The 22839-nt window shown below is 69.4% G+C and carries 21 protein-coding genes; 15 read left to right on the top strand and 6 right to left on the bottom strand.

Annotated elements, in window-relative coordinates; all coding sequences use genetic code 11:
• Positions 1–12 precede the first annotated feature (12 nt).
• From F6X38_RS23815 to F6X38_RS00640, 4 genes are read left to right on the top strand one after another with little or no spacing between them, the layout of a single operon-like run.
• Positions 13–1005, top strand: coding sequence for a glycosyltransferase family 2 protein (locus tag F6X38_RS23815; RefSeq protein ID WP_161992571.1), 993 nt, complete (start codon positions 13–15; stop codon positions 1003–1005).
• Positions 1002–1685 carry a class I SAM-dependent methyltransferase gene (locus F6X38_RS23810; protein WP_246191118.1) on the top strand — a complete coding sequence of 228 codons (684 nt, stop codon included), beginning with the start codon at positions 1002–1004 and terminating at the stop codon, positions 1683–1685. Before F6X38_RS23815 ends, F6X38_RS23810 begins: the two co-directional genes overlap by 4 nt.
• A gap of 2 nt (positions 1686–1687) precedes the next feature.
• Positions 1688–2092 (top strand): GtrA family protein, encoded by a 405-nt coding sequence (locus tag F6X38_RS00645; protein WP_150967608.1) that lies wholly within the window; start codon positions 1688–1690, stop codon positions 2090–2092.
• Positions 2089–3612: a hypothetical protein gene (locus F6X38_RS00640; RefSeq protein ID WP_150967607.1), complete on the top strand. Its 1524-nt coding sequence runs from the start codon at positions 2089–2091 to the stop codon at positions 3610–3612. Before F6X38_RS00645 ends, F6X38_RS00640 begins: the two co-directional genes overlap by 4 nt.
• On the opposite strand, the gene F6X38_RS00635 is transcribed toward F6X38_RS00640, so the two are convergent.
• Positions 3575–5095 carry a YcaO-like family protein gene (locus F6X38_RS00635; protein ID WP_150967606.1) on the bottom strand — a complete coding sequence of 507 codons (1521 nt, stop codon included), beginning with the start codon at positions 5093–5095 and terminating at the stop codon, positions 3575–3577. The genes F6X38_RS00640 and F6X38_RS00635 overlap by 38 nt on opposite strands.
• A 164-nt stretch (positions 5096–5259) precedes the next feature.
• Between F6X38_RS00635 and F6X38_RS00630 the strand changes: the two genes are divergently transcribed.
• Entirely contained in the window at positions 5260–6234 is a 975-nt protein-coding gene (locus F6X38_RS00630) for a glycosyltransferase family protein (protein WP_150967605.1), read from the top strand.
• Here the strand turns inward: F6X38_RS00630 and F6X38_RS00625 are convergent.
• Together F6X38_RS00625 and F6X38_RS00620 are read right to left on the bottom strand one after the other, a co-directional pair.
• Positions 6222–7397 (bottom strand): glycosyltransferase family 4 protein, encoded by a 1176-nt coding sequence (locus tag F6X38_RS00625; protein ID WP_150967604.1) that lies wholly within the window; start codon positions 7395–7397, stop codon positions 6222–6224. The genes F6X38_RS00630 and F6X38_RS00625 overlap by 13 nt on opposite strands.
• Positions 7382–8443 (bottom strand): glycosyltransferase family 4 protein, encoded by a 1062-nt coding sequence (locus tag F6X38_RS00620; protein ID WP_150967603.1) that lies wholly within the window; start codon positions 8441–8443, stop codon positions 7382–7384. Before F6X38_RS00620 ends, F6X38_RS00625 begins: the two co-directional genes overlap by 16 nt.
• Positions 8444–8498: 55 nt before the next feature.
• Here F6X38_RS00620 and F6X38_RS00615 point away from each other — a divergent pair, with 55 nt between their 5' ends.
• Together F6X38_RS00615 and F6X38_RS00610 are read left to right on the top strand one after the other, a co-directional pair.
• The gene (locus F6X38_RS00615; RefSeq protein ID WP_150967602.1) at positions 8499–10592 is read left to right on the top strand and encodes an HAD-IIB family hydrolase; all 2094 of its coding nucleotides are present in this window, start codon (positions 8499–8501) and stop codon (positions 10590–10592) included.
• A complete protein-coding gene (locus tag F6X38_RS00610; RefSeq protein ID WP_150967601.1) occupies positions 10571–11440 on the top strand; it encodes a glycosyltransferase family 2 protein in 870 nt (289 codons plus the stop codon). The genes F6X38_RS00615 and F6X38_RS00610 overlap by 22 nt, the downstream gene beginning before the upstream one ends.
• 234 nt (positions 11441–11674) lie before the next feature.
• Here F6X38_RS00610 and F6X38_RS00605 read toward each other — a convergent pair whose 3' ends face one another.
• Positions 11675–12781, bottom strand: coding sequence for a glycosyltransferase (locus tag F6X38_RS00605; protein ID WP_150967600.1), 1107 nt, complete (start codon positions 12779–12781; stop codon positions 11675–11677).
• 37 nt (positions 12782–12818) lie between these two features.
• On the bottom strand, positions 12819–13148 hold the full coding sequence (locus F6X38_RS00600) for a hypothetical protein (protein ID WP_150967599.1): 330 nt from the start codon (positions 13146–13148) through the stop codon (positions 12819–12821).
• Positions 13149–13183: 35 nt separating this feature from the next.
• On the opposite strand from F6X38_RS00600, the gene F6X38_RS00595 reads away from it, so the two are divergent.
• The 4 genes from F6X38_RS00595 (at position 13184) to F6X38_RS00580 (ending at position 17313) form a co-directional block, all read left to right on the top strand.
• Entirely contained in the window at positions 13184–14278 is a 1095-nt protein-coding gene (locus tag F6X38_RS00595; RefSeq protein WP_150967598.1) for an SPL family radical SAM protein, read from the top strand.
• Positions 14279–14360: 82 nt separating this feature from the next.
• A complete protein-coding gene (locus F6X38_RS00590) occupies positions 14361–15416 on the top strand; it encodes a phosphoesterase (RefSeq protein ID WP_246191117.1) in 1056 nt (351 codons plus the stop codon).
• Complete coding sequence (uvsE, locus tag F6X38_RS00585; protein WP_150967596.1) at positions 15413–16462, top strand: UV DNA damage repair endonuclease UvsE; 1050 nt, start codon at positions 15413–15415, stop codon at positions 16460–16462. Before F6X38_RS00590 ends, uvsE begins: the two co-directional genes overlap by 4 nt.
• 5 nt (positions 16463–16467) lie before the next feature.
• On the top strand, positions 16468–17313 hold the full coding sequence (locus tag F6X38_RS00580; protein WP_161992570.1) for an SDR family NAD(P)-dependent oxidoreductase: 846 nt from the start codon (positions 16468–16470) through the stop codon (positions 17311–17313).
• On the opposite strand, the gene F6X38_RS00575 is transcribed toward F6X38_RS00580, so the two are convergent.
• The gene (locus tag F6X38_RS00575; protein WP_150967594.1) at positions 17310–18323 is read right to left on the bottom strand and encodes an SDR family oxidoreductase; all 1014 of its coding nucleotides are present in this window, start codon (positions 18321–18323) and stop codon (positions 17310–17312) included. The genes F6X38_RS00580 and F6X38_RS00575 overlap by 4 nt on opposite strands.
• 162 nt (positions 18324–18485) lie before the next feature.
• Between F6X38_RS00575 and cyoA the strand changes: the two genes are divergently transcribed.
• The 4 genes from cyoA to cyoD all read left to right on the top strand — a co-directional run bounded on the left by cyoA (position 18486) and on the right by cyoD (position 22769).
• A complete protein-coding gene (gene cyoA / locus F6X38_RS00570) occupies positions 18486–19433 on the top strand; it encodes a ubiquinol oxidase subunit II (protein ID WP_150967593.1) in 948 nt (315 codons plus the stop codon).
• Positions 19434–19435: 2 nt separating this feature from the next.
• A complete protein-coding gene (gene cyoB / locus F6X38_RS00565) occupies positions 19436–21439 on the top strand; it encodes a cytochrome o ubiquinol oxidase subunit I (RefSeq protein ID WP_150967592.1) in 2004 nt (667 codons plus the stop codon).
• A 35-nt stretch (positions 21440–21474) separates the two neighbouring features.
• Positions 21475–22137, top strand: coding sequence for a cytochrome o ubiquinol oxidase subunit III (gene cyoC, locus F6X38_RS00560; RefSeq protein ID WP_150967963.1), 663 nt, complete (start codon positions 21475–21477; stop codon positions 22135–22137).
• 209 nt (positions 22138–22346) lie between these two features.
• Positions 22347–22769 carry a cytochrome o ubiquinol oxidase subunit IV gene (gene cyoD / locus F6X38_RS00555; RefSeq protein ID WP_150967591.1) on the top strand — a complete coding sequence of 141 codons (423 nt, stop codon included), beginning with the start codon at positions 22347–22349 and terminating at the stop codon, positions 22767–22769.
• The last annotated feature ends 70 nt before the right edge of the window (positions 22770–22839 follow it).

Below are 22839 nucleotides of genomic sequence, written 5' to 3'. Positions count from 1 at the left end.
CGCAGACGGATCATGTCACCCGCCGCCGCCGAGACGCCTGTCTACAGCATCGTCATCCCCCTCTTCAACGAAGAGGCGGCGCTGCCGATTCTTCTCCACCGGCTGGAGATGCTGCTGGAGCGGCTCGATGGGCCAGCCGAGGTCATCCTCGTCGACGACGGCAGCCGCGACACGACCGGCATCGTCGCGGCCGGCCGCGCCCGCACCGACCCGCGGTTCCGCTGCATCCGCCTGTCGCGCAACTTCGGCCACCAGGTCGCCATCACCGCCGGCATGGACGCCGCGCGAGGCAGCGCGACCGTCGTCATGGATGCCGACCTGCAGGACCCGCCCGAGGTGGTGCTCGAACTCGCCCGCAAATGGCGCGAGGGCTACGAGGTCGTCTACGCGCAGCGCAGCGGCCGGGAGGGCGAGAACTGGCTGAAGAAGGGCACTGCCGCCCTGTTCTACCGGACCCTCGCCCGTGTCGCGGAGATCGACATCCCGATGGATGTCGGCGATTTCCGGCTGGTCGACCGGAAGGCGCTCGACGCCTTCCGTGCCATGCCCGAGCGCGACCGCTTCGTGCGCGGCATGTTCGGCTGGATGGGTTTCCGCCAGGCGGTGGTGCCGTTCCGGCGGATGCCGCGCGCGGCAGGCGTGACCAAGTATCCGTGGCGGCGGATGCTGCGCCTCGCCTCCGACGGCATCGTCGGCTTTTCCGACGCGCCGCTGCGCGCCGTGCTCTGGCTGGGTTTCGCGATTTCCGCCGCCGCTTTCGGCTTCGGCCTCTTCGCCATCGGCGCTGCGCTCGCCGGCTCCGTGGTGCCGGGCTGGGCCTCGCTGGCGGTGCTTCTGTCCTTCCTGTCCGGCGTCAACCTCACCATGACCGGGGTGGTGGGCCTTTATGTCGGGCGCATCCACAACGAGGTGAAGCAGCGGCCGCTCTACGTCGTGTCGGAGGCGGTCGGGACGGACTCCGCGGCGGCCGCCATGCCGGCCGAGCGGGCGCGGGCGGTCCGGTGAGCGCGGAATTCGACATCCATGCGGATCGCTACGCGGCGACCGTCGAGCGCTCCATCGCCTTTTCCGGGCTCCGCCACGACTTCTTCCTGCGTGCGAAGGCGCGCCTCCTCGGCGAGGTCTTCGCCGCGCGCTTCCCCGAAGGTCGGCCGACGCTGCTCGACGTCGGCTGCGGCGTCGGCGAACTGCACGGGCTGCTCCTGCCGCTGACCGCCGCGCTGTCCGGCTGCGACCTGTCGGATGAGTCGCTGGAACGGGCCGCCCAGCGGCATCCGTCCGTCGCCTACCGCCGGTCCGGAGAAGCCGCGCTGCCGTTCGGGGACGCCTCGCACGACGTGTCGCTCGCGGTCTGCGTCTTCCACCACGTGCCAAAGCCGGCGCGTCCGGCGCTCGTCCACGAGATGCGCCGCGTGACGCGTCCGGGCGGCATCGCCGTCGTGATCGAGCACAACCCGTTCAACCCGCTGACGCGGCTCGCCGTCGCGCGCTGCCCGTTCGACGCCGACGCCGAACTCCTGCGCGCCGGCGAAACCGAAGCGCTCCTGCGCGAGGCGGGCTTCGCGGCGGTCGCCAGCCGGCATTTCCTCCTCTTGCCTTCGGAATCTGCTCCGGCGCTGCGCATCGAAGGTGCCTTCCGCCGGCTGCCCCTTGGCGCGCAGTACGCCACGATCGGAGCGGCGTGAGGATGGGACCGCAGGCGCCGGCCGAAGCGCTCCGCTTCGCGGGAGTCGGGCTGCTTGCCACGGCGCTCTATGCCGCTCTCGCCTCGTGGGGAACCGCGAGCCTCGACCTGCCGCCGGCGATGGCCTCGCTTTTCGCCTACGCGCTCGCGGGCGTGTTCTCCTATTTCGCGCACCGGCGCGTCACCTTTCGCTCGAACCTCCGGCACCGCGAGACCTCGCCCCGCTTCGCGCTCCTCTCCGTGTCGGGCTACGCGATCGCGCTTGCCGCGCCGATCCTCCTCGTCGACATGGCGGGCCTTCCCGCGCCCGTCGCCTTCGCCTTCGTCTCGCTCGCCGTGCCGGCGCTGAACTTCCTGCTGATGCGACGCCTTGTCTTCCGCAGCGCGGCGCATGGAGACCCGCGATGACGGCGGCATCCTTCGAAGCCCGGGCGGACGAGCGCGCGCGGGCGATGGATGCCGTGAGCGGGCGCCTGACCGCCGGCGGAGGGCTCGCGGCCGCGGCGGTCTTCGCGGCGGTGCTCGCGCTGGTCCTCGTCCGGAACGACCTTCTCGCCGACCCGGACACGCAATGGCACATCGCGACCGCCAAGTGGGCGTGGGCGAGCGGCCGGCTGCCGACGGTCGACGTCTTCTCGCATACCTTCGCCGGCCGCCCCTGGATCGCCAAGGAATGGCTGGCGCAGTTCGCCCTTGCCGGCGTCTTCGCGGCTTTCGGCTGGACGGGCGTGGCGCTCGCCGCCGCGGCCGCCGTCGCCGGCGCCGTCGCGGCTCTCTTCGCCTTCGCCCGAAGCCGGCTCGGCCTTCTCGTCGGGCTGCTCCTCGGCCTTTCGACCTTCTGCCTCCTGCAGTCGCAGATCCTCGCGCGGCCGCACGTCTTCGTCTTCCCGATCGCGGTCCTCTGGACGGTCGAGCTTGGGCGGGCGGCGGAAGAGGGGCGACGGCCGTCCTGGTGGCTCGTGCCCCTGATGTTGCTCTGGGCGAACATCCACGCGACCTTTCCCCTCGGCCTCGCGATCGCCGGCGCCCTCGGCTGCGAGGCGATCGTCGCCGCGCCGAAATCGGGCCGGCGGCAGGTCCTCCTCGGCTGCCTCGGCTTCGGGGTCGCCGCGCTCCTTGCCTGCGGGCTGACCCCTTACGGCTTCGAGCCGCTGGCGATCATGCTGCGGATGAGCGGCGGCGGCAACGAGGCGGTGGCGCTCATCACCGAATGGCGGCGGCCGCTGCTGGACTTCCGCGCGGCCATCGCCGGCGCGCTGGTGGTCGCGGCGCTTTACGCCTTCGGGCGGCGCATCCGGGTCTATCTGTTCCGCGCCCTCGTCTTCGCGCTTCTCGCCTATCTCGGCTGTCGTCACGAACGTTTCAGCGGTTTCGCGGCGGTCGTCGGCACGGTGCTCCTCGTCGGTCCGCTGGCCGCGGCCCTCGATCGCGGCGAGCGTCTCGCCGCCCTCAAGCGTCGGATGCCGCGCCGCGGCTGGCTGCTCGCCGTCGCCGCGGTCGGCATGGCGGTTTCGTTCGGTTCGCTGGTGGTGAACCCGCCGATGCCGAGGCCGAACATCGCGCCGCGCGCCGCTCTGGCTTTCGCCGAGGCGCGAGGCCTGACCGCCGGTCGGGTCTACAACTTCTACGACTACGGCGGCTTCCTGATCGCCAAGGGCGTGCAGACCTTCATCGACGGACGCACCGACCAACTGTTCCTCGGTGGCTTCATGCGGCGACTGGTGGAACTGGAGGACGGGACGGACCCCACCGCCTTCGCCGCCTTCATCGAAGCCCACGGGGCGACATGGGCGCTGACCGACGTGAAGGCCAGCGGCTTCCGCCAGCTCTCGAAGGCGACGGGCTGGCGACGCGTCTACGACGACGGGTCCGCCGCCATCTTCGAGCGGGTCAATGTCGCTGCCCCTGCCGTCGCTCCTCCCGGATGACATGCGCGACGTGGTGCGCTTCCGGCTCGCGATAGAGCGGGTAGAGCGCGCCGACCGTGCGGTCCACCGCCGCCGTGTCCAGCATCGGCTGCCGGCCGCCGAAGCGCTCCAGGGCCTCCCGCGTCAGCCGGACGGGCCGCAGCGACGCCGATTCCGCGCCGAAGCGGACGAGGTTCGAGCCGCGCTCCAGGAGTTTCCGGGCGTTGCGCTCGCCGATCCGATGGTAGCTCATCGTCTCGACTTCGAGGCCGGGGACGATAACCTTCGCGACGCCGACGCGCCCGTCGCGCGGTCCGCAATCCACCGCGAGGACATCGAAGCCGGCGGCTTCGAGCACCCGGCGCGCATGCCGCCCGCGCTCGCGCGCATCGGTGAAGTCCGCCTGCGGCAGGTCGGCGAAGCGCTTCGTGACCGTTCGGGAATAGACCGTGCGTTGCAGATGGCTTCGCAGCGCCGCCGGTTCCATCGTGGCCCATGCGTGCATCGCGTCGAGCGCGCGGTTCTCGCCGGAAACGAGGCTCGGCATCGCCGTGTCGAGGAAGCGGTCGAGGAAGCCGGCGGGCGCGACGCGCATCGCTTCCTCTATCGGCCCGTGCGCGTAGGTCTTCCGGACCCGCGCCGAGCAGAATTCGAGCAGCGCCTTGCGCAGCGCCGTTTCGCGGTCGGGATCGCAGGCCTCGCCGCAGGCCGACAGCATGATCGGGACGCGGGGACCGTGCCCTTCGCGGTCGTAGCCGACGACGTAGAGGTTGCAGAAGCCGAACTCGTCGGTGGCGAACTTCGGCATCGCCTCAATGCCGAGCGCGTCGAGCTTCGCGAGGAGGTCGCGCGTCGCGGGTTCGAGGTCGGCGGGGTCGATGTCGAGCGTGACGCCGGCGTCGAGCGCGCGGAATAGGAGGCCGTTGCCGTCGCGCTGCAGGAGCTCGAACAGGCCGTGGCCGACGGCCCATTCGAAGTCCGGCCCGGCGCCGAGCCCGTTGGTGATCAGCGGCGTGAACGGCTCGTAGCCGCCCGGCAGTTCGAAATAGTCGGTGGCGGCGACGTCCATCGGCACCAGCACCGGCTCGCCCGTCGCGAGGCGGATCGCCTCCACCCAGGCGAGCGTGGTGTCGTGGTCGACCGGACTGCCGGCCGGCAGGCACAGCGTCAGCGGGTCGGCGATGCCGCGCGCACCCCGTTCACGCGCGAGGTCGCGGTAACTGCCGATCACGTGCGGCTCCTGCAGAAGGCGCAGGGTCGGCAGGATGGCTTCGGCGATCTCGGCGACGGCGCCGATGATCGCGGCTTCGTCGCTCATGCCGTAGCCGTAGCCGGAGGGCATGTTGCCCGGCATCGACGCGTCGTCCATGAACAGCGCCACCTTCCAGGCCGGGACGCCGGTGCGGTCCAACGGCGCCAGAGGGAAGCCGACGTAGCGGCCCTTCGGCAGGGCGTCCATGTAGGCGAGAACGGGGTCGGGAAGCCGCTCGGGCAGGTCGTGCATGCGAAGGGTCGCCGTTGCGCGCAGCCTCGAGAGCGGCCGCCTTGGATCGGAGGTTTTCGCGATGTGACGCGGCGGCCCCGCCGATCAAGGCGAAGAGCGCCCGGCATCTCGTCGCACCGGTCAGCGGTTGACCGGCACGGGCGCCAGCGCGACTTGCGTGCCGCATGAACGACCTCGCTCCCCGCTGCTTCGTCTGCGCCGCGCGCGATTGGCTCGCCGCCGGGCGGGTTCTCCGCTTCGAGGGAGGCGAGCGACGCTACGCGCTGCAATGCAGCCATTGCGGCCTGCTCGCCGATGCGGACTGGTCGGCGCGGAACGCGCCAGAGCACCTCGCCGCCGCGCTGGAGGAGCCGCGCTTCCGCTCCGATCCGGCCGCCCCTTACGGTCTCGACGTCTACACGCTCCGCACCGCGGCGACCGCGCGGCGCAAACGCCTCCATTCGCTCGGCCCGGAGCAGGGGCAGGTTCTCCGCCACCCGCACGGCGAATTGCCGGCGGAGGCCGTGCTGGAGGAACTCGCCGCGAGCGAAAGGGCGAAGAACGTCGCGCTCGCCATCCTTTGCCGCGAAGAAGAAGAGGGTGCGGCGGTTGCGAAGGCTGCGGCTCTCGCGCCAAGTTTTGTGGAAGTGATCGTTTTCGTGGATGGGCCGCCCGGTCCGCCGCGCACGGTCGACGGCGTCCGTGTCCTTTCGCGCCCGCTGGATGGCGACTTTGCCGCGCAGCGCAACGCCGCGCAGGATGCTGCACGCGTTTCATGGGTTTTTCAGCTCGATCTCGACGAGACTGTAGGCGTAGACATCCTCCAGTTCCTCGACGCCCTGGCGGCGGTCGCGGATACGGATGGCATCCTGTCGGTCGGCTTCCGCCGCCGGAATTTCGTCGACGGACAACGCGCCGACGTCTATCCCGACATCCAGTATCGGCTGAACCGGCGCGAGGTGCGCTATGCCGGCCGCGCCCACGAACGCCCGGATCTCGGCGGCCGCTGGCAACGGAGCTTCGTCGCGCTCACCGGCGACATCCGGCACGACCTGACCCGCGCGCATGTCCTCGCCCGCTCGGCGCGCTACGAGGCGCTGCGGCCCGGGGAAGGGCGCACGCACGAGCGGGACGATCTCCTGCGGCCCTACCGCGGCTGAGCCAGCACGTCGCGGTAGAAGGCGAGCGTCTCTTCTCCGAGCGTCTCGCGCGTGAAGCGCCCTGCCGCCGCGAGCGAGTGAGCGCGGAGCTTCTGCCTGAGGTCTGGGTCGGCGATCACCCGGCGCAGCGGTTCGGCGAGTGCCGGGCCGGAGGCTTCCGACGCCATGAGGCCCGCGCCGCTCGACCCGACGAACTCGCGGGCGCTGGCATCGAGCGCGCAGGCGACGACCGGCCGGCCGTAGGCCATCGCCTCCTGGTAGACGAGGCCGAAGGACTCGAACCGCGACGGCGCGGCGACCGCATGGGCGGCCTCGTATTCGGCGTGAAGCGCGTCCGCTCCGACGCGGCCGAGCGCGGCGATGCGTTGCCGCGTCGCGACCGGCATGATCGGCAGGTCGCCCGGCTCGATCCCCACGAGCCGCAGTTCGAAGGCGGGCAGCGCGCCGGCATCCGCCTCGAGGCTCAGCATTTCCGTCGCCCGCATCAGGCAGTCGAAGCCCTTGCGCGCCTCGGCCCGGCCGACGAAGAGGACGCGCACCGGCTCGACCGCTTCCGGGTAGGCGGCGCGCCGTCCGGCTGCCAGCATGGCGGGCGGCAGGCTGAGGCCGATCACCCGGCGCGGCTTGTCGGGCGCAAGCCCGTAGGTCTCGACGATGACGCGGCCGCCCTCGCCGGTGTTGGAGATGACCCCGGCGCAACGCCGGACGGTGCGCCGCTCCAGCCGGTCGGCGAAGGCGCAGTCGGCGCGGTCGCGCAGGGAGACCGGCGGGTCGCGCGAGAAGGCGGCCGGCGTCGAGTTCCGCACGACGAGCGGAAAGGGCGCGCGAGTGGCGAGCAGCGCGCCCGGTGCGTACCAGTTCGTCGCCTCCACCACGTCGAAGGGTCTCTCGCGATGGGCGGCGAGCACCGCCCGCCGGAAGGCGAGGGGTGCGGCGAGATGCCCGACCGCCGCGCGAAGCCGCAGATGCGCCAGCGCGCCGCCTTGCCGCGGGCGGCATCCGACGATCGCGACGCCGTTCGCCTCCTCGCGTCCCGTCCGGTCGCCGGCGAAGACGGTCACGTCGACGCCGGCCTCGACGAGGCTTTCGGCGATCTCGCGGGCGGCGGTGGACAGGCCGCTCGGCGAGGGCGGATAGTCCCAGGCGATCAGGCCGACGCGCATGCGCGCTCCATCAAGGTCCGGTAGATCGCGACGTAGTCCGCCGCCATGCGGTCCGCGGTGAAGCGCGCCTCGAAGCGCTGCCGGATCAGGCGTCGGTCGAGTTCGCCGATCCGGCCGAGCGCTTCGAGTGCCTCCGCCTCGTTCTCGACGACGAAGCCCGTGACGCCGTCCTCCACCACTTCCCGGACGCTGCCACGGTTCCACGCGACGACCGGCGTGCCGCAGGCCATCGCCTCGATCATCACCAGCCCGAACGGCTCCGGCCAGTCGACCGGGAGCAGCAGCGCCGACGCGCCCGCCAGCAGCTCGCGCTTCGGCCCGTCGGCGAGGGGGCCGAGATAGACCGCGTCGCCGCCGAGCAGCGGCCGCACCTCGCGCTCGAAATAGGTCGGGTTGCCGACGTCCACCGTCCCGGCGAGCCGGATCGGCAGGCCGGCCGCCCGCGCTACGCGGATCGCCGTGTCGGGGCGCTTCTGGTCGGTCATCCGGCCAACGAAGGCGAGGTGCCGGCCCGGCTCGAAGCTCGGCGCGTAGCGATCCCGCTCGATGCCGTGATGGACGATGCCGGCGCGGTTCGGCAAAGGGATGCCGCTTTCCTGCGAGGCCGAGATCGCCGCGACCGGCAGGTCGGGGAAGGCCGCGAAGAACAGGCGGCGATCGAGTTCGTCCACCCGCCAGTGGATCGTGGTGACGCTCCGCCCGCGCCGCTCGCCGAGCATCGCGGCATGGGCGAACTCGCCGTGGCAGTGGACGACGTCGAACTCGTGCAGCCGGCGCCGAAGGAGCTCCATCTGCACGGCCTCCAGCACGGCCGGGATCGACGGCGGCACCTTGCCGTATTCCCGCTCCAAAGCCGCCAGACTTGGTAGACGGCTGACGAGAGTCGATTCTGTCGCACTATCCGATGGGGCGAACAGCGTTACGTCGTGACCTGAGCAGGAAAGTGCCGTGCAAAGATCGGCAACAATTCGCTCTGTTCCGCCATGATCTATGGGTGGAACCGGAAATATGTTAGGGGAAATTTGAGCAATTTTTAACTTAGTCATGCGTGGAGAAATCTCGCGCGACGTTCGAACTGAATTCAAATGCGATGGAGGTTGTGTGTTTGTACTTCATGTAGCATTACAAGGTTGTTTGAGAAGCCATAATGTCGAATATGGCCTGACGCCCGACACCGGCGGGCATATCCGCTACCTGCTCGATCTCGTGCGGGCCTCCGCCGCGGAAGGTGCGGCGAAGCGGATCGTCGTCGCGACGCGCGCGTTCGCGAGCCGCTACGGCGATGATTACGCCGTGCCGTCGGAGCGCGTCGATGCGCGGACCGAGATCGTCCGCTTCCCCACGGCGAATTCCGGCTACCTTCCGAAGGAGGAGCTCTGGCGCGAAACGGAGAGCTTCGCCGAACGGCTGATCGAATGGATCGAGGCGCAGCCGGATCGGCCCGACTTCCTCCACGCCCACTATGCCGATGCGGCGACGGTCGCGGCCATCGTGAAGCGGCAACTCGGCATCCCCTTCCTGTTCACCGGCCATTCGCTCGGGCGCGTCAAGGCGGAGGCGATGGGCGTCGGTTCCGGCGGGGCCGAGCCGTTCCCCGGTTTCTCGCACCGCATCGCGGCGGAGGAAGGGGCGTTGCGCGAGGCCGACCTCGTCATTGCCTCGTCGCGCGACGAGGCGGAGGTGCAGTATGCCGGCTACCGCGCCTACGATCCCGGCCGCATCCGCATCCTGCCGCCGGGCAGCGACCTGCAGCATCTCAGCGGGGCGGCGTCCTGCCCGGACTTCGAGGCGTCCGTCGCACGTTTCCTGACCGATCCCGGAAAGCCGGTGCTGCTGGCGCTGGCACGGCCCGTCGCGAAGAAGAACCTGCGGGCGCTGGTGCAGGCCTTCGGCGAGAGCCCGGCGCTGCGCGAGAAAGCCAACCTCCTCGTCGTCGCCGGCTGCCGGGACGACCTCGCCGATCTCGACGAGGAGTCCGGCGCGACGATGCGCGCCATCCTCGACCTCGTCGACCGCTACGACCTCTACGGCTCCGTCGCCTATCCGAAGCAGCACCGGCCGGAGGACGTCGCGGCGATCTACGCCTATGCGCGGGCGCGGCGCGGCGTCTTCGTCAATCCGGCGCTGAACGAGCCCTTCGGCCTGACGCTCCTGGAAGCTTCCGCCGCCGGACTGCCGCTGGTCGCGACCGACAGCGGCGGCCCGAACGACATCATCGAGATGTGCGGCAACGGCGAACTGGTCGATCCGCGCTCGACGGGCGCGATCGCCGCTGCGGCGCTACGCATCCTGAACGATCCGGTCCTCTGGGACCGCTATTCGGCCGCCGGCGCGAAGGCGGTGGCCGCCTACGACTGGGCGAAGCACGCGGCGCGCTATCACGGGCTCCTCGCCGCCCTGAAGCAGCGGCGCGCGCCGTCGCGCTTCCTGCGCCAGCTGCTCGTGTCCGACATCGACAACACGCTCGTCGGCTGCAACGACGGCGTCCGCTCCTTCACCGACTGGCAGCGCCTTCAGGGCGATCTCGCCTTCGGCGTCGCGACGGGCCGCTCCTTCCACAGCGCGATGGCGATCCTCGAACAGTGGGACGCACCGCGCCCGCGGGTGATGATCACCTCGGTCGGCTCGGAGATCTACCACCTCCAGCCGAACGGCACGACCTACGCCGCCGACCGGAACTGGGAAGCGATCGTGCGGGAAGGCTGGAACCGCGAGGCGGTCCGCGCCGTGATGGAGACGGTTCCCGGCATCCGCCCGCAGGCGCCGCTGGAACAGCGCCGCTTCAAGCTCAGCTACTTCACCGACGGCGACCGGCACGTCGCCCGCGACGTGCGCGAGCGGCTGGAGCGGGCGGGGCTCCTCTGCTCGGTGATCCACAGCCACGGCCGCTACCTCGACATCCTGCCCGTCAGCGCCTCGAAGGGAACGGCGGTGGACTACGTGCGGCATCTTCTCGGCCTGCCGGAGAGCGCGGTCTTCGTCGCCGGCGATTCGGGCAATGACATCGAGATGCTGCGCACCGCGAGGCAGGCGATCATCGTCGGCAACTTCTCCGACGACCTCGCCAGCCACCCGGAGCTCACGCATTCCTACGTCGCGCGCCAGACCCATGCGCGCGGCATCATCGAGGGCGTCGACCATTTTCGCCGGATGGCAGCGGCCACGAGCCCCGCATGGCCGGCAACAGCGTCCTGACGCTCGTCCGGGGACGCCGGACCCATCTCGCCAACCTGATGCGAAGTCTGGCGGTGCAGACCGTGCCGCCGGCCGAGCTGGTGATCGCCTGGATGCAGCCGGAGCCGGCAACCGATCTGCCGGACCCCGGCTGCCCGGTGCGGCACGTCCTCGTGGCCGGCGAGCCGATGCCGCTCGCAGCGGCGCGCAACCGCGCGGCGGAGGCCGCGTCGTCCGACCAGCTCGTCTTCCTAGACGTCGACTGCATCGCCTCGCCGACGCTGGTCGAGAACTATGCCGCCGCGGGGGCCGAGGCGGACGGGCTGTTCCTCGGCGAAGTCTACTATCTGCCGGCCGGCGCGGTCGGGGAGGGGGAGCTCGATTTCGCCGCGCTCGACCGGATCGGCACGCGCCATCCGGCAAAGCCCGAACCGCCGAAGCATGGAATCCGTCTTGAGCCGGATGCGGGGGAACTTTGGGGCCTGTCTTTCGCCCTGCCGCGCGAGCGGTACCTTCGCATCGGCGGCATGGACGAGCGCTTCGCCGGCTACGGCGCGGAGGAGACCGACTTCGCCTGCCGCATGGCGGATTCGGATCTCCCGACCTACTGGCTCGGGCGAGCCCGCGCCTATCACCAGCACCACGCCGTCCACGTGCCGCCGCTGCAGCACTTCGGCCACATCCTGCGCAACGCCGCGCTCTACCTCGAAAAGCACGGCGCGTGGTGCATGACGTACTGGCTTGGCCAATTCCGCGACGCCGGGCTGATCGATTGGCGGGAGGATGGGGACAGCATCGCGGTCCTGCGCGAGCCGGAAACCGCCGAGATCGTCGCTGCCTTGCAGGGGGACGAGCGGCTGTTCAGCTAAGTACTGCGACGACTCGGATCGTCACTGCTTCGATAGGCCAAGCCGTAGCAGTAGGAAATAACCAGAATGCCGCCTCCGATCAAAACGGAGTGCAATAGTAGATGACCTCTAATCCTGCTATTCGTGTCTAAGGGTTTCCATCTCAGTGTTCTGAAGTTGTAAAGGTCAAAGCTCCATGCAATGATCATTCCCAGCAGGCCAACAAGAAGAAGGTAGATTCCGGACTTCATAGCCTTAGTCCGCGTTCCACAATTCGTCCGTCAGCGTCTCCAGCCAGCGGGCGGCGCGTTTCGCCGCGTCCGGCGCGTAGAGCGCCTTCACCGCCTCGCCGTCGAGGGCGCGGCCTTCGGCGAGAAGCGCCTGCCAGCCGGCGATGTCGCCCGGCCAGCTCGGGGCGTGGACGGCCGCGCCGACGCGCGCGAAGGCCTCGGCTTTCCGCACCTGCTCGCCGAAATAGCGCCATTCGGGGATCACGACGAAGGGCCGGCCGACGCGGGCGATCTCGTGGACGGTGTTGTCGCCGGCCGACGCCATCACGAGGTCGGCCGCCGCCAGATAGTCGGTGACGTTCGGCACCCAGCCGAGTTCGGTGAGGTTGGAGAAGTCCGTCTCGTGGCCCTCGCGATGCGTCGGCCCGAGCGTCAGCCAGAGCGAGTCCGGCGCCGCCCGTGCGCCGACGGTGAGCGGCGCGTAAGGCGTGCCACTGCCGCCCCCGCCGGTGAGGACGACGATCACCTCGCGGTCCGGCGGCAGCTTCAGCTTCGCCCGCGCCGCCTGCCGCTCCGGCACGGCGTCGCGCGTCGTCGACAGGCCGCCGGAATAGAAGGTCTTGGCGCGGAGCACGGCCGGATAGTCGTCCTGCTCGATCCGCTCGTCGAACGGCGCAAGCATCCCCACCGATGCCTCGTAGGAGCCGACATGGCCGACGTCGCCCCGGTCGCCGTGCATGCGGATCTGCACCGCCGGCACGCTGGCGATGCGGGACAGGAGCGCGATCTCGGCCGAAACGTCCACCACGAACAGCCCGCAGTCGCCGTCGTCGAGATGGTCGAGGATGGTGCGCATCGTTCGGCGCATATCCTTCAGCCCGAGCGGTACGCAGTGGAGCACGCTCGGCGTCGCCTCGGCATAAAGGCGCGGCGTCGGCACCGCGCCGCCGATCATGTTCGGCAGGGCGACGAGGTCGATCGGGCGCGCGAAGCCGTCGAAGAGCTGCGGGCCGGCGGTCAGCACCGTCACGGGCCGGTCGGGCGAGAACTCCGACACCAGCGCCATCGTCCGGTTGGCATGGCCACGCCCCTGATGGTGCACGAAGAACGAGATCCGGCGCTTGTTCGTCATGAGCCGCGAGCGTCCCTGATTCGCTTGGGAGACCCGCTTAGCCTTCCTTGTCCGATTCGTTGAGTGCGGCGAACCAGCCCGCATAGGGCGTATTCTTCGCCATGTGGCGGTTGTAGTCCGGCGCGCCGTCGCTCCACCACACCGGGCCGCGCTCGCCGAGGCGCCGTTTTGCCGCATCGACGGCCGCCCGCGCGGCTTGCCGTTCCTCGGCGGTCTTGGCGTCGCGGACGGCCCGTCGCCCCGTCATCAGCTCCTTGACGAAGTGCTCGCGTTCCGCCGGTTCGAGCTTCGGGTTCGACAGCCGCCAGAGCCGGCCGCGCACCGCGAAATACCGGCCGTCGGGCGTGTGCGGATGGTCGCGTTTCACTCGAACCTTTCGCGCCGAATCACCATTTACGGGGCATGAACTTCCCCGTTTCCGCCGCGGTTGCGAAGCGCGAGCGTCTTTGGCTGCCGCGGCGCGTCCTGGTGACGAAGTCGGCGCTCGGCCACTCCCACGGGCGGGCGATCGCGGAGCGGGCGGTGGGTTTCGGCCTGCCCGTCGAGGAATTGAAGTCCGACCGCCTGCCGCTCGCCTTATCCGACGATCCGCGCCGCGCCTACGCGGAGGCGAAGATGACGCTCGCCGTCACCGTCGCGCCGCCCTCGAAGCTGAAGCTGCAGCCGATCGCGCCCTCCGCCGATTGGCGCGTCGATCTCGCCGAAGGCTGCCCGGCGCATTGCAATTACTGCTATCTCGCGGGCTCGCTGAAGGGCGCGCCGATCACGCGGGCCTATGCCAATCTCGACGAAATCGTCGCGAACCTCAGGCCCTATGTGGGCGAGGGCACCGTCACCTCGCGGCAGGCGGCGCGCCAGGCGGAGGGCACGACCTTCGAGGCCTCCTGCTACACCGACCCGCTCGGCGTCGAGCACCTGACGGGATCGCTGGCGGCGATGATCGAACATTTCGGCCAGTGGAATGCCGACGCGCAGCTTCGCTTCACCACGAAGTTCGCGAGCGTCGACCCGCTGCTCGACCTCCAGCATGGCCGCCGGACGCGCGTGCGCTTCTCGCTGAACCCGGCGCTCTACGGCAGGTTCGAGGGCGGCACGAGCCCCGTCGCGGCCCGGCTTCAGGCGATGCGGCGGATGGCCGAGGCGGGATACCGCATCGGCCTGACGATCGCGCCGATCATCCTCGTGGAGGGTTGGGAGGACGCCTATCACGGCCTCGTCCTCGATGTCGCGGCGGCGCTGGACGGCGTCGCGGCCGACCCGGACCTCACCGTCGAACTGATCACGCATCGCTTCACGGAAGGGTCGCGTTCCGTGCTGCAGAGCTGGTATCCGGGCTCGGCGCTGGACATGACGAGCCTGAACCGCACCGAGAAGCGCACGAAGTTCGGCGCAGTGAAGCACGTCTACGACCGCCCGACCATGAAGGAGGCGAGGATCTTCTTCGAGCGAGGGATCGCCGAACATCTGCCGCAGGCGCGCATCCTCTACTGGACCTGAGACAATCATCCACAGGAACCGGAGGATCGATTCCGCGACCCCGAAGTTAGCCGCTCGGCATTCGAAGCGATTGAGGTTCGGCGTGGCACGAGACGGCATATCGGGACCGGAAGCGTTTCCGGCGGCGCTGGAAGCCTTCGGATCGGACCCGCTGATCGTCTGCCACAACGACGCCGACGGCCTGTCGGCCGGCGTGATCCTGAAGAAAGCGCTGGAGCGGTCCGACCGCAGTCCAAGGATTCGCATCGTCGGCAAGGGCGAGAACGCCTATTCCGCCGAGTTCCAGGCCGAGTTGCAACGCATGCGCTTCGGCGGCCTGATCCTGGCGGACGTCGGCACCTCGTCCGTGCTGCGGACTTCCGTTCCGGCGATCGTGGTCGATCACCACGTGCCGACCGGGTTGCCGGCGGGTGCCACGACGATCTCCGGTGTCGACGACGATCCCATCCCGACCTCGAGCCTCCTCGCCTTCCGCTGTGCGCGGGCGTGCGGCGATGCGGACGACCTGCTCTGGCTGGCCGCCATCGGCATCATCGGCGACATGGCCGACGACGACGGCTTCGCCGAGTTCGAGGAGGCGAAGGCCAAGGGGGGCATCACGGCGCTGCGGAAGGCCGTCAGCCTCGTCAACGCACCGCGTCGCACGGCATCGGGCGACGCATCCGCCGCCTTCGCGCTCTTGGAGAAGGCGGAAGGACCGAAGGCGGTGCTCTCCGGCGAGCACGCGGAGACGGAAGCGCTCCTCGCCGCGAAGGCGGAGGTGAACCTTGAGCTCGACGCCGCCCGCAAGGTCGGGCCGAAGGTCTTCGGCGACGTCGCGGTGATCCGGTTCGCCTCGCCCTGCCAGATCCATCCGCTCGTCGCGCAGGCCTGGCGCGGTCGGCTGAAGGACAAGATCGTCATCGCCGCGAATGCCGGCTATCGGCCGGGCTGGGTGCATTTCGCCGCGCGGACCGCGATGGACCGCGACCTCATCGCCTTCTTCGCCGAGCATCGGCCGCCCGGCGCGACGGAGCAATACGGCAACGGCCACCGCGCGGCCTCCGGCGGCGCGCTGGAGTTCGCCGACTGGAACCGGTTCATCCGCTCCGTCGGCTTCGGCGCGGAGCTGGAGATCTTGGGATTGCAGGCCGCATGAACACCCGCATCTCGCGCCTCGGCTTTCCCGTGAAGGTGATGGCGAGGCAGGACCTGAAGAGCAACGACGCCCGGAAGTCCGGCAGCAATCCGCATCTCAAGGTCTCGCTCGAATATCTCGACGCGATCCTCGACCATCTGGATCGGCACGATGTGCGCATGTACCGCATGTCGTCGGACATCGCGCCCTACGCGACGCATCCCGACATGCCGCAGTTCCACGGCATGGTGGCCGAAAGCAGGGCCGAACTCGCGGCCTTCGGCGCGAAGGCGAAGCGGCTCGATATCCGCCTGTCGTTCCACCCCTCGCAGTTCATCGTCCTGAACAGTCCCGACCCGGAGCTGATCCGGAAGAGCACGTCCGATCTCGTCAGCCAGGCCGAGATGCTGGACCTCATGGAACTCGGTCCCGAAGCCGTGCTGGTGATCCATGTCGGCGGCACCTACGGCGACGTGCCGGCCTCTCGCGCCCGCTGGGCCGAGACGTGGAAGACGCTGCCGGAACCCGTGCGCCGCCGGCTCGTGCTCGAACACGACGACCTGCGCTTCTCGGCCGCCGACGTGCTCTGGATCCACGAGCATACCGGCGTCCGGCTGATCTTCGACTACCAGCACTTCTGGTGCCTGAACCCGGAAAAGCTGGAGCTTCGCGACACCCTGTCCCGCATCCTCGGCACATGGCCGGACGGACAGCAGCCGAAGCTGCACTTCTCCTCGCCGCGGACGGAACTGCGCGAGCAGGTGCGGGTCGACCGGAAGACGAAAAAGAAGAAGACCGTCTTCGTCGCGCCCGTCTTCACCGGCCACGCCGACTTCTGCAATCCGTTCGAGTTCGCGACCTTCATGCGGGAAGCGGAGGGGCTCGATTTCGACGTGATGCTGGAGGCGAAGTCGAAGGATCTCGCGCTGCTGCGCCTTCGGCCCGATCTCCTGCGCTACGCGCCGGACGTCGCCGCTCGTTTCGGCATCGAGCCGAAGGATGCGGTGGAACTCGAAGCGGAGGAGGACGACGTTATCGAAGAAGAAGCGGTGGCGGGCGGGGCGTGACGGGCATGGATGCGGCGTCGCGCAAGACCGCGGTGGTGACGGGCGGCACCGGGGGCATCGGCCGGTTCGTCGCGCTGGGACTGGCGCGTGCCGGCTATCATGTCGTGGTGGTCGGGCGCGATCCGGCGAAGGGCGAGGCGGTGCTGGCGCGCATCGCGCGGGAGGCGCCGGAGGGCTCGGCCGAGCTCGAACTCGTCGACCTCTCCTCGCTCGCGGCGACGCGCGACCTCGGTCGGCGAGTGGCGTCGAGCCATCCGAATCTCTCGCTCCTCGTCCTCAATGCCGGCATCTTCGCCGCGCGGCGGGAGGAAACGGACGAGGGTCACGAGCGGGTGCTGGCGGTGAACCACCTCGCCCCCTTCGTGCTGCTGCGCGAGCTCGCCGCCACTCTGCGCGCCAATGCGCCGGCACGCATCGTCACCGTCGGCTCGAGCTCGTCCGACCGTGCCTCGATCGATCCGGACGACCTGGAACTCAGGCGTGGCTGGAACATGGTCAGCGCCTATTCCCGCTCGAAGCTCGGCGTGATGATGACGACCTTCGAATGGGCGCGGCGGCTGGAAGCGTCGGGCGTCACCGCCAACGTCGCGCATCCGGGGGCGGTCGCGACCGGGCTCGTGCGCACGCCCGGCGTCATCGGCCTCGCATGGCGCGGCTTGGCCGCCTTCTTCCGGACGGAGGAGGAGGGGGCGGAAACCCCGCTGCATCTCTGTCTCGCGCCGGACCTCGCCGCGGTATCCGGCCGCTATTTCAAGGACCGGCGCGTCGTCCGGCCCAACCGCCGCGCCGAAGATCCGGCGCTGCTCGCCCGGGTCTGGGCCGCGACGGAGCGCCTCGTCGGCCCTTCCTAGCGGCGGCGGACGAAGAGGGCCGCGAGGACGGCGCCCGCGCCGGCCGCGGCGAGCGCGCCGCGATGCCGGTCCGCCCAGGTCTGCAGGCTGAACCCTCGCGCCTCGTCGCCGAAATCGCCGCGCGCGCCGGAGGCCTTCGCCGACGGCTCGAACAGCGTCGGGTCGCGCGACAGCGCCGCCTTGTGGCTCGCCGTCGTCTGGCCGTCGTAGCCGAGGCGGCGGATGACCTTGTCCATCAGCGCGGGGCTTAGCTTGTTCGCGAGGGCGAAGAGGACGGTCGTCGTCGAGACCTCGACCTCGCGGCGGGGCACGAGCGCCGCGCGGAAGATCGCCTCGGCCACGACTTCCGGCTGGTAGACGGGCTTCGCGGGGCGCGGCGGCAGGTCGAGATGCGAGGCGGCGTGCCGGAAGTAGGGCGTGTTGACCGCCGGCGGAAAGACCGTGGTGATCCGGACGCGGCTCGCCTCCTGCAGGAGTTCGCTTCGCACCGCGTCGGCAAAGCCGCGGACGGCGTATTTCGCGCCCGAATAGGAGGACAGGAGCGGCATGCCGTGGAAAGCGACGCCGGAACAGACGTTGATCACGACGCCGGCGTCGCGCGGCCGCATGCGCTTCAGGGCGGCGCGCGTGCCGTTCACCGTGCCGCCGTAGGTGACGTCGGTGACGCGCCGGAACTCGGCGTCGGAAACGTCGAGGAACCGGCCGAAGACGCCGTTGCCGGCCGAGTTCACCCAGACCGTAAGGGGGCCGAGCGCGGCTTCGAGCGCGGCCGCCGCGCGTTCCGTCTCGGCATCGAGGGAAACGTCCGCCACCGCCGTCGCGCATGGGGCGCCGGAGCGCTCGATCTCGCGCCGCGCGTCCTCCAGGCCGGCCGTGCCCCGGGCGATCAGGCCGACCCGCCAGCCGGCGCGCGCGAAGCGCAGCGCCGTCGCGCGGCCGATGCCGGACGAGCCGCCGGTGACGACGACGGTCCGGGGCGGCGAGGCGGGCTGGTTGCGTCGGGGGATCATGTGCCGGAGGCGCTAACCCGCCGCAGCCCGGCCTCGCAAGGGATCGCGTTGCGCCCGGAGCGCGATTTGCCGCAATTCTTCGGCGCCAGAGAACTTTTATCTACGAGTCGGCAACGGGCGTGGTAACGAAACGCCTGCCGGAATGCATGTCCGAGGGGGCCGATGTCGTCCGAAAGCGAGATTTCGCGCCGCGATCCTGCCCGGGTCGGATCGGCGTTCCGGCTCGGCCGGATGAAGCCGGCGCTCGCGCTCGTCCTGGCGCTGCCCTTGTCCGGCTGTCTCGGCATCCTCGATCCGGCCGGTCCGGTCGGGGCGGCGCAGCGTCTGATGCTGCTCAACGCGTCGGCGATCATGGTCTTTCTCGTCCTGATCCCGGTGATCGGCATGGTGATCGGCTTCGCCTGGCACTACCGCGCCGACGGCGGGCGCGGCACCTACCGGCCGACCTGGGCCTATTCCGGCGCGGTGGAACTCGTCGTCTGGGCGATTCCCGTGCTGATCATCTTCTTCCTCGGCGGCATCGCCTGGATCGGCTCGCACGAGCTCGATCCGCCGAAACCCCTCGATTCCGGCCGCGAGGCGATGGAGGTGCAGGTCGTCGCGCTCGACTGGAAATGGCTGTTCATCTACCCGACGCTGAACGCCGCCAGCGTCAACGAGCTCGTGCTCCCGGTCGGCCAGCCGGTCCGTTTCCGCATCACCTCCGCCACCGTCATGAACGCCTTCCACGTGCCGCAGCTCGGCACGATGATCTACGGCATGAACGGCATGGAAACGAAGCTGCACCTCCAGGCCGATCGCACCGGCACCTTCGAAGGCCTGTCGGCGCACTACAGCGGCGACGGCTTCTCCGACATGCGCTTCCAGGTCCGATCCCTCCCTGCCGGCGAGTTCAACGAGTGGATCGGGAAGGTGCGCGCCAGCGGCGAGGCGCTCGATACCGCCGCCTACGCGAAGCTGGCGGAGGAGAGCCAGGACGTGAAGCCCTACACCTACCGGTCGGTGCAGTCCGGCCTGTTCAATTCCATCGTTCTGCAGACCGCGCCGGACGCGCCCGGGCCCCGTCAGGGTGAGCCGAGCGTCGACGTGTCGCCGCGGCCGGAGGGCTGAATATGCTCGGCAAGCTGTCCTGGGACGCGATCCCGTTCCACGAGCCGATCCCGATGATCACCTCGGGCATCGTCGCTATCATCGGCGTGTCGATCGTCGCCTGGATCGTCCTGAAGGGCCATCTGCCGTACCTCTGGCGCGAGTGGATCACCTCGGTCGACCACAAGCGCATCGGCATCATGTACTGCATCCTGGCGCTGGTGATGCTCTTGCGCGGCTTTGCCGACGCGCTGATGATGCGCTCGCACCAGGCGCTCGCCTACGATGCGCCGGGCTACCTGCCGCCGGAGCACTACGACCAGATCTTCTCCGCGCACGGCACGATCATGATCTTCTTCGTGTCGATGCCGTTCGTGATCGGGCTGATGAACTTCGTCCTGCCGCTGCAGCTCGGCGTGCGCGACGTCGCCTTCCCGACCTTCAATTCCGTGTCCTTCTGGATCACGGCGTCCGGCGTCCTCCTCATCAACATCTCGCTCGTCGTCGGCGAGTTCTCGCGCGCCACCTGGCTCGCCTATCCGCCGCTGTCGGAGCTGAAATTCTCGCCCGGCGTCGGCGTCGACTACTATCTCTGGGCCCTGCAGATATCCGGCGTCGGTACCCTGATGTCGGGCGTCAACCTGGTGACGACCATCCTCAAGATGCGCGCGCCCGGCATGACCTACACGCGCATGCCGATCTTCTGCTGGACCTCGCTCGCCTCCAACCTCCTGATCGTCGCGGCCTTCCCGATCCTGACGGCGACGCTCGCGATGCTCCTCCTCGACCGCTACCTCGGCTTCCACTTCTTCACGAACGACGGCGGCGGCAACCAGATGCTCTACATGAACCTCATCTGGGCATGGGGGCATCCGGAGGTCTACATCCTGATCCTGCCGGCCTTCGGCGTGTTCTCGGAGGTGATCTCGACCTTTTCGGGCAAGCCGCTCTTTGGCTACCGCTCGATGATCGCCGCGACCATGGTGATCTGCATCCTCTCTTTCATGGTCTGGCTGCACCACTTCTTCACGATGGGGGCAGGGGCCAACGTCAACGCGATCTTCGGCATCATGTCGATGATCATCGCGGTGCCGACCGGCGTGAAGGTCTTCAACTGGCTGTTCACCATGTATGGCGGGCGCATCCGCTACGAGGTGCCGATGCTCTGGGCGGTGGCCTTCATCGTCACGTTCACCATCGGCGGCGTCACGGGCGTGCTCCTCGCCATCCCGCCGGTGGATTTCGTCCTCCACAACTCGCTGTTCCTCGTCGCCCACTTCCACAACGTCGTCATCGGCGGCGTTCTGTTCGGCGCCTTCGCCGGCTACACCTACTGGTTCCCGAAGGCCTTCGGCTTCAGGCTGGACGAGCGGATTGGCAAATACGCCTTCTGGTGCTGGGTGGGCGGCTTCTACCTCGCCTTCATGCCGCTCTACGTCGTCGGCCTGATGGGCATGACGCGGCGCATGCAGCATTTCGAGGTCGCGGCCTGGTATCCGTGGATCCTGGCGGCGGGCGTCGGCGCGCTCCTGATCCTCTGCGGCATCGCCTGCCAGGTCTGGCAGCTCGTCTACTCGATCCGCCACCGCGAGAGCTTGCGCGACGTGTCGGGCGATCCGTGGGACGGGCGGACGCTCGAATGGATCACCACCTCGCCGCCGCCGGTGTTCAACTTCGCGGAACTCCCGAACGTGAAGGGCGAGGAGGTCTACTGGGGCATGAAACGGGCCGCCGTCACCCAGGCGCAGCTCTCGCAGATGCCGAAATACGCGCCGATCGAGATGCCCCGCAACTCGCCGACCGGCTTCGTCTCGGCCTTCTTCGCCACCATGGTCGGCTTCGCGATGATCTGGCACATCTGGTGGATGGCGATTCTCGGGCTCGTCGGCGCCTTCGGCGTGTTCGTCGTCTTCGCCTGGCGCGACCACGACGAGTACGAGATCCCGGCTGCCGAAGTCGAGCGGCTCGATGCCGAGCGGCGGCGTCAGAAGTCGGCGCTCCTGCTCAGCGAAGGGGTGCGGGCATGAGCCACGGCGCCGTCGGCAATCCCGCCGACCCCTACATGCTCGGCCACGGTCGCGGCGAGACGAGCCGCGAGGGCGATCCCTACAATGTCGGCCACGGGGCGGAATCGGACGCGCCCGGCCACGGCGCGGGCGGCCCCGCGCCGAAGCGCATCGTCGTCGGCTACGGGTTCTGGATATTCCTCCTGTCCGACATCATCATGTTCTCCGCCTTCTTCGCCGCGTTCGCGGTGCTCAGGGGCGAGACGGCGGGCGGACCCTCGGGGCGCGAACTCTTCGACCTGCCGTTCGTCGCGGTGGAAACCACGCTGCTGCTCGTTTCGAGCTTCTTCTGCGGCATGGCCGGCATCGCCATCGCGCAGCGCAACATGTTGTGGTTCCAGGCCATGATGGCCGTGACCTTCGTGTTCGGTGCGGGCTTCCTCGTGATGGAGGTCTACGAGTTCCACCATCTCGTCACGATCGGCGCGGGACCGTCCCGCTCGGCCTTCCTGTCAAGCTTCTTCGCGCTGGTCGGCTGCCACGGCCTCCACGTCTTCGGCGGCTGCCTGTGGCTGCTCACCATGATGGCGCAGGTCTTCGTGAAGGGCTTCCGCCCGACCATGGAGCGGCGCTTCCTCTGCTTCTCGCTGTTCTGGCACGCGCTCGACATCATCTGGGTCGCGGTGTTCACCATCGTCTACCTGTTCGGTGCCGGATGAAACGGCGGCGCGGCACCCCGAGGACGCCCGCCCGCCGCCGGCCGGCGTCGAGCGACGCGCGGCGGACGGGCGAGAACCTTGCGCTCGCCGGTGCGGCGACCCTCGGGGCCGCCGGTCTCGTCCATTCGCTGAAACGCTTCTTCGTTCGCCCTGCCAGTCGCGAGCCGGACGACGTCTCGATCGAGCGGTCCGCCTTCAGGAGATCCACGATGGCATCCACCTCCGCGGAGACGCCGGAACACCGCGCCCACGGCAGCGACGTCGCGCCCGGCGACGACAAGTTCGGCCACGAAGGCGTCGGGGCGGGCATTCGCGGCTACCTGATCGGGCTCGGCCTCGCGGCCGTGCTCACCGCCGCGTCCTTCTTCGTCGCCGGCACCAACCTCGTCTACGGCCCGGGCATCCCGATCGCGCTGATCGTGCTCGCCATCGCGCAGATGGGCGTCCATCTCGTCTTCTTCCTCCACATCACCACCGGCCCCGACAACACCAACAACACGCTGGCGCTCGCCTTCGGCGTCCTGATCGTCGTCCTCGTCGTCGGCGGCTCGATCTGGATTATGTCGAACCTCAACACCAACATGATGCCGTTCGACCCGAACACGCAGATGGGCACCATGCCGATGGGCTGAGGCGCGCTCACGCGCGTCTCCGTCGAACGTGACGATCCGGCGCATTGGGCTGGAAGCATAGCCGCCTATC

The sequence above is a fragment of the Plantimonas leprariae genome (genome assembly GCF_008802405.1).
GTDB classification, from domain to species: Bacteria; Pseudomonadota; Alphaproteobacteria; order Rhizobiales; family Rhizobiaceae; genus Plantimonas; species Plantimonas leprariae.
The sequence above is the reverse complement of the archived record's forward strand: the minus strand, read 5'-3'. Positions and strand labels throughout refer to the sequence as shown.

Bases quoted from the DNA above. Each gene is read 5' to 3' on its own strand.
- F6X38_RS23815 (WP_161992571.1), top strand. From the start codon at position 13: ATGTCACCCGCCGCCGCCGAGACGCCTGTCTACAGCATCGTCATCCCC.
- F6X38_RS00645 (WP_150967608.1), top strand. From the start codon at position 1,688: ATGGGACCGCAGGCGCCGGCCGAAGCGCTCCGCTTCGCGGGAGTCGGG.
- F6X38_RS00640 (WP_150967607.1), top strand. From the start codon at position 2,089: ATGACGGCGGCATCCTTCGAAGCCCGGGCGGACGAGCGCGCGCGGGCG.
- F6X38_RS00635 (WP_150967606.1), bottom strand. From the start codon at position 5,095: ATGCACGACCTGCCCGAGCGGCTTCCCGACCCCGTTCTCGCCTACATG.
- F6X38_RS00630 (WP_150967605.1), top strand. From the start codon at position 5,260: ATGAACGACCTCGCTCCCCGCTGCTTCGTCTGCGCCGCGCGCGATTGG.
- F6X38_RS00625 (WP_150967604.1), bottom strand. From the start codon at position 7,397: ATGCGCGTCGGCCTGATCGCCTGGGACTATCCGCCCTCGCCGAGCGGC.
- F6X38_RS00620 (WP_150967603.1), bottom strand. From the start codon at position 8,443: ATGACTAAGTTAAAAATTGCTCAAATTTCCCCTAACATATTTCCGGTT.
- F6X38_RS00610 (WP_150967601.1), top strand. From the start codon at position 10,571: ATGGCCGGCAACAGCGTCCTGACGCTCGTCCGGGGACGCCGGACCCAT.
- F6X38_RS00605 (WP_150967600.1), bottom strand. From the start codon at position 12,781: ATGACGAACAAGCGCCGGATCTCGTTCTTCGTGCACCATCAGGGGCGT.
- F6X38_RS00595 (WP_150967598.1), top strand. From the start codon at position 13,184: ATGAACTTCCCCGTTTCCGCCGCGGTTGCGAAGCGCGAGCGTCTTTGG.
- uvsE (WP_150967596.1), top strand. From the start codon at position 15,413: ATGAACACCCGCATCTCGCGCCTCGGCTTTCCCGTGAAGGTGATGGCG.
- F6X38_RS00580 (WP_161992570.1), top strand. From the start codon at position 16,468: ATGGATGCGGCGTCGCGCAAGACCGCGGTGGTGACGGGCGGCACCGGG.
- F6X38_RS00575 (WP_150967594.1), bottom strand. From the start codon at position 18,323: ATGATCCCCCGACGCAACCAGCCCGCCTCGCCGCCCCGGACCGTCGTC.
- cyoA (WP_150967593.1), top strand. From the start codon at position 18,486: ATGTCGTCCGAAAGCGAGATTTCGCGCCGCGATCCTGCCCGGGTCGGA.
- cyoB (WP_150967592.1), top strand. From the start codon at position 19,436: ATGCTCGGCAAGCTGTCCTGGGACGCGATCCCGTTCCACGAGCCGATC.
- cyoC (WP_150967963.1), top strand. From the start codon at position 21,475: ATGCTCGGCCACGGTCGCGGCGAGACGAGCCGCGAGGGCGATCCCTAC.
- cyoD (WP_150967591.1), top strand. From the start codon at position 22,347: ATGGCATCCACCTCCGCGGAGACGCCGGAACACCGCGCCCACGGCAGC.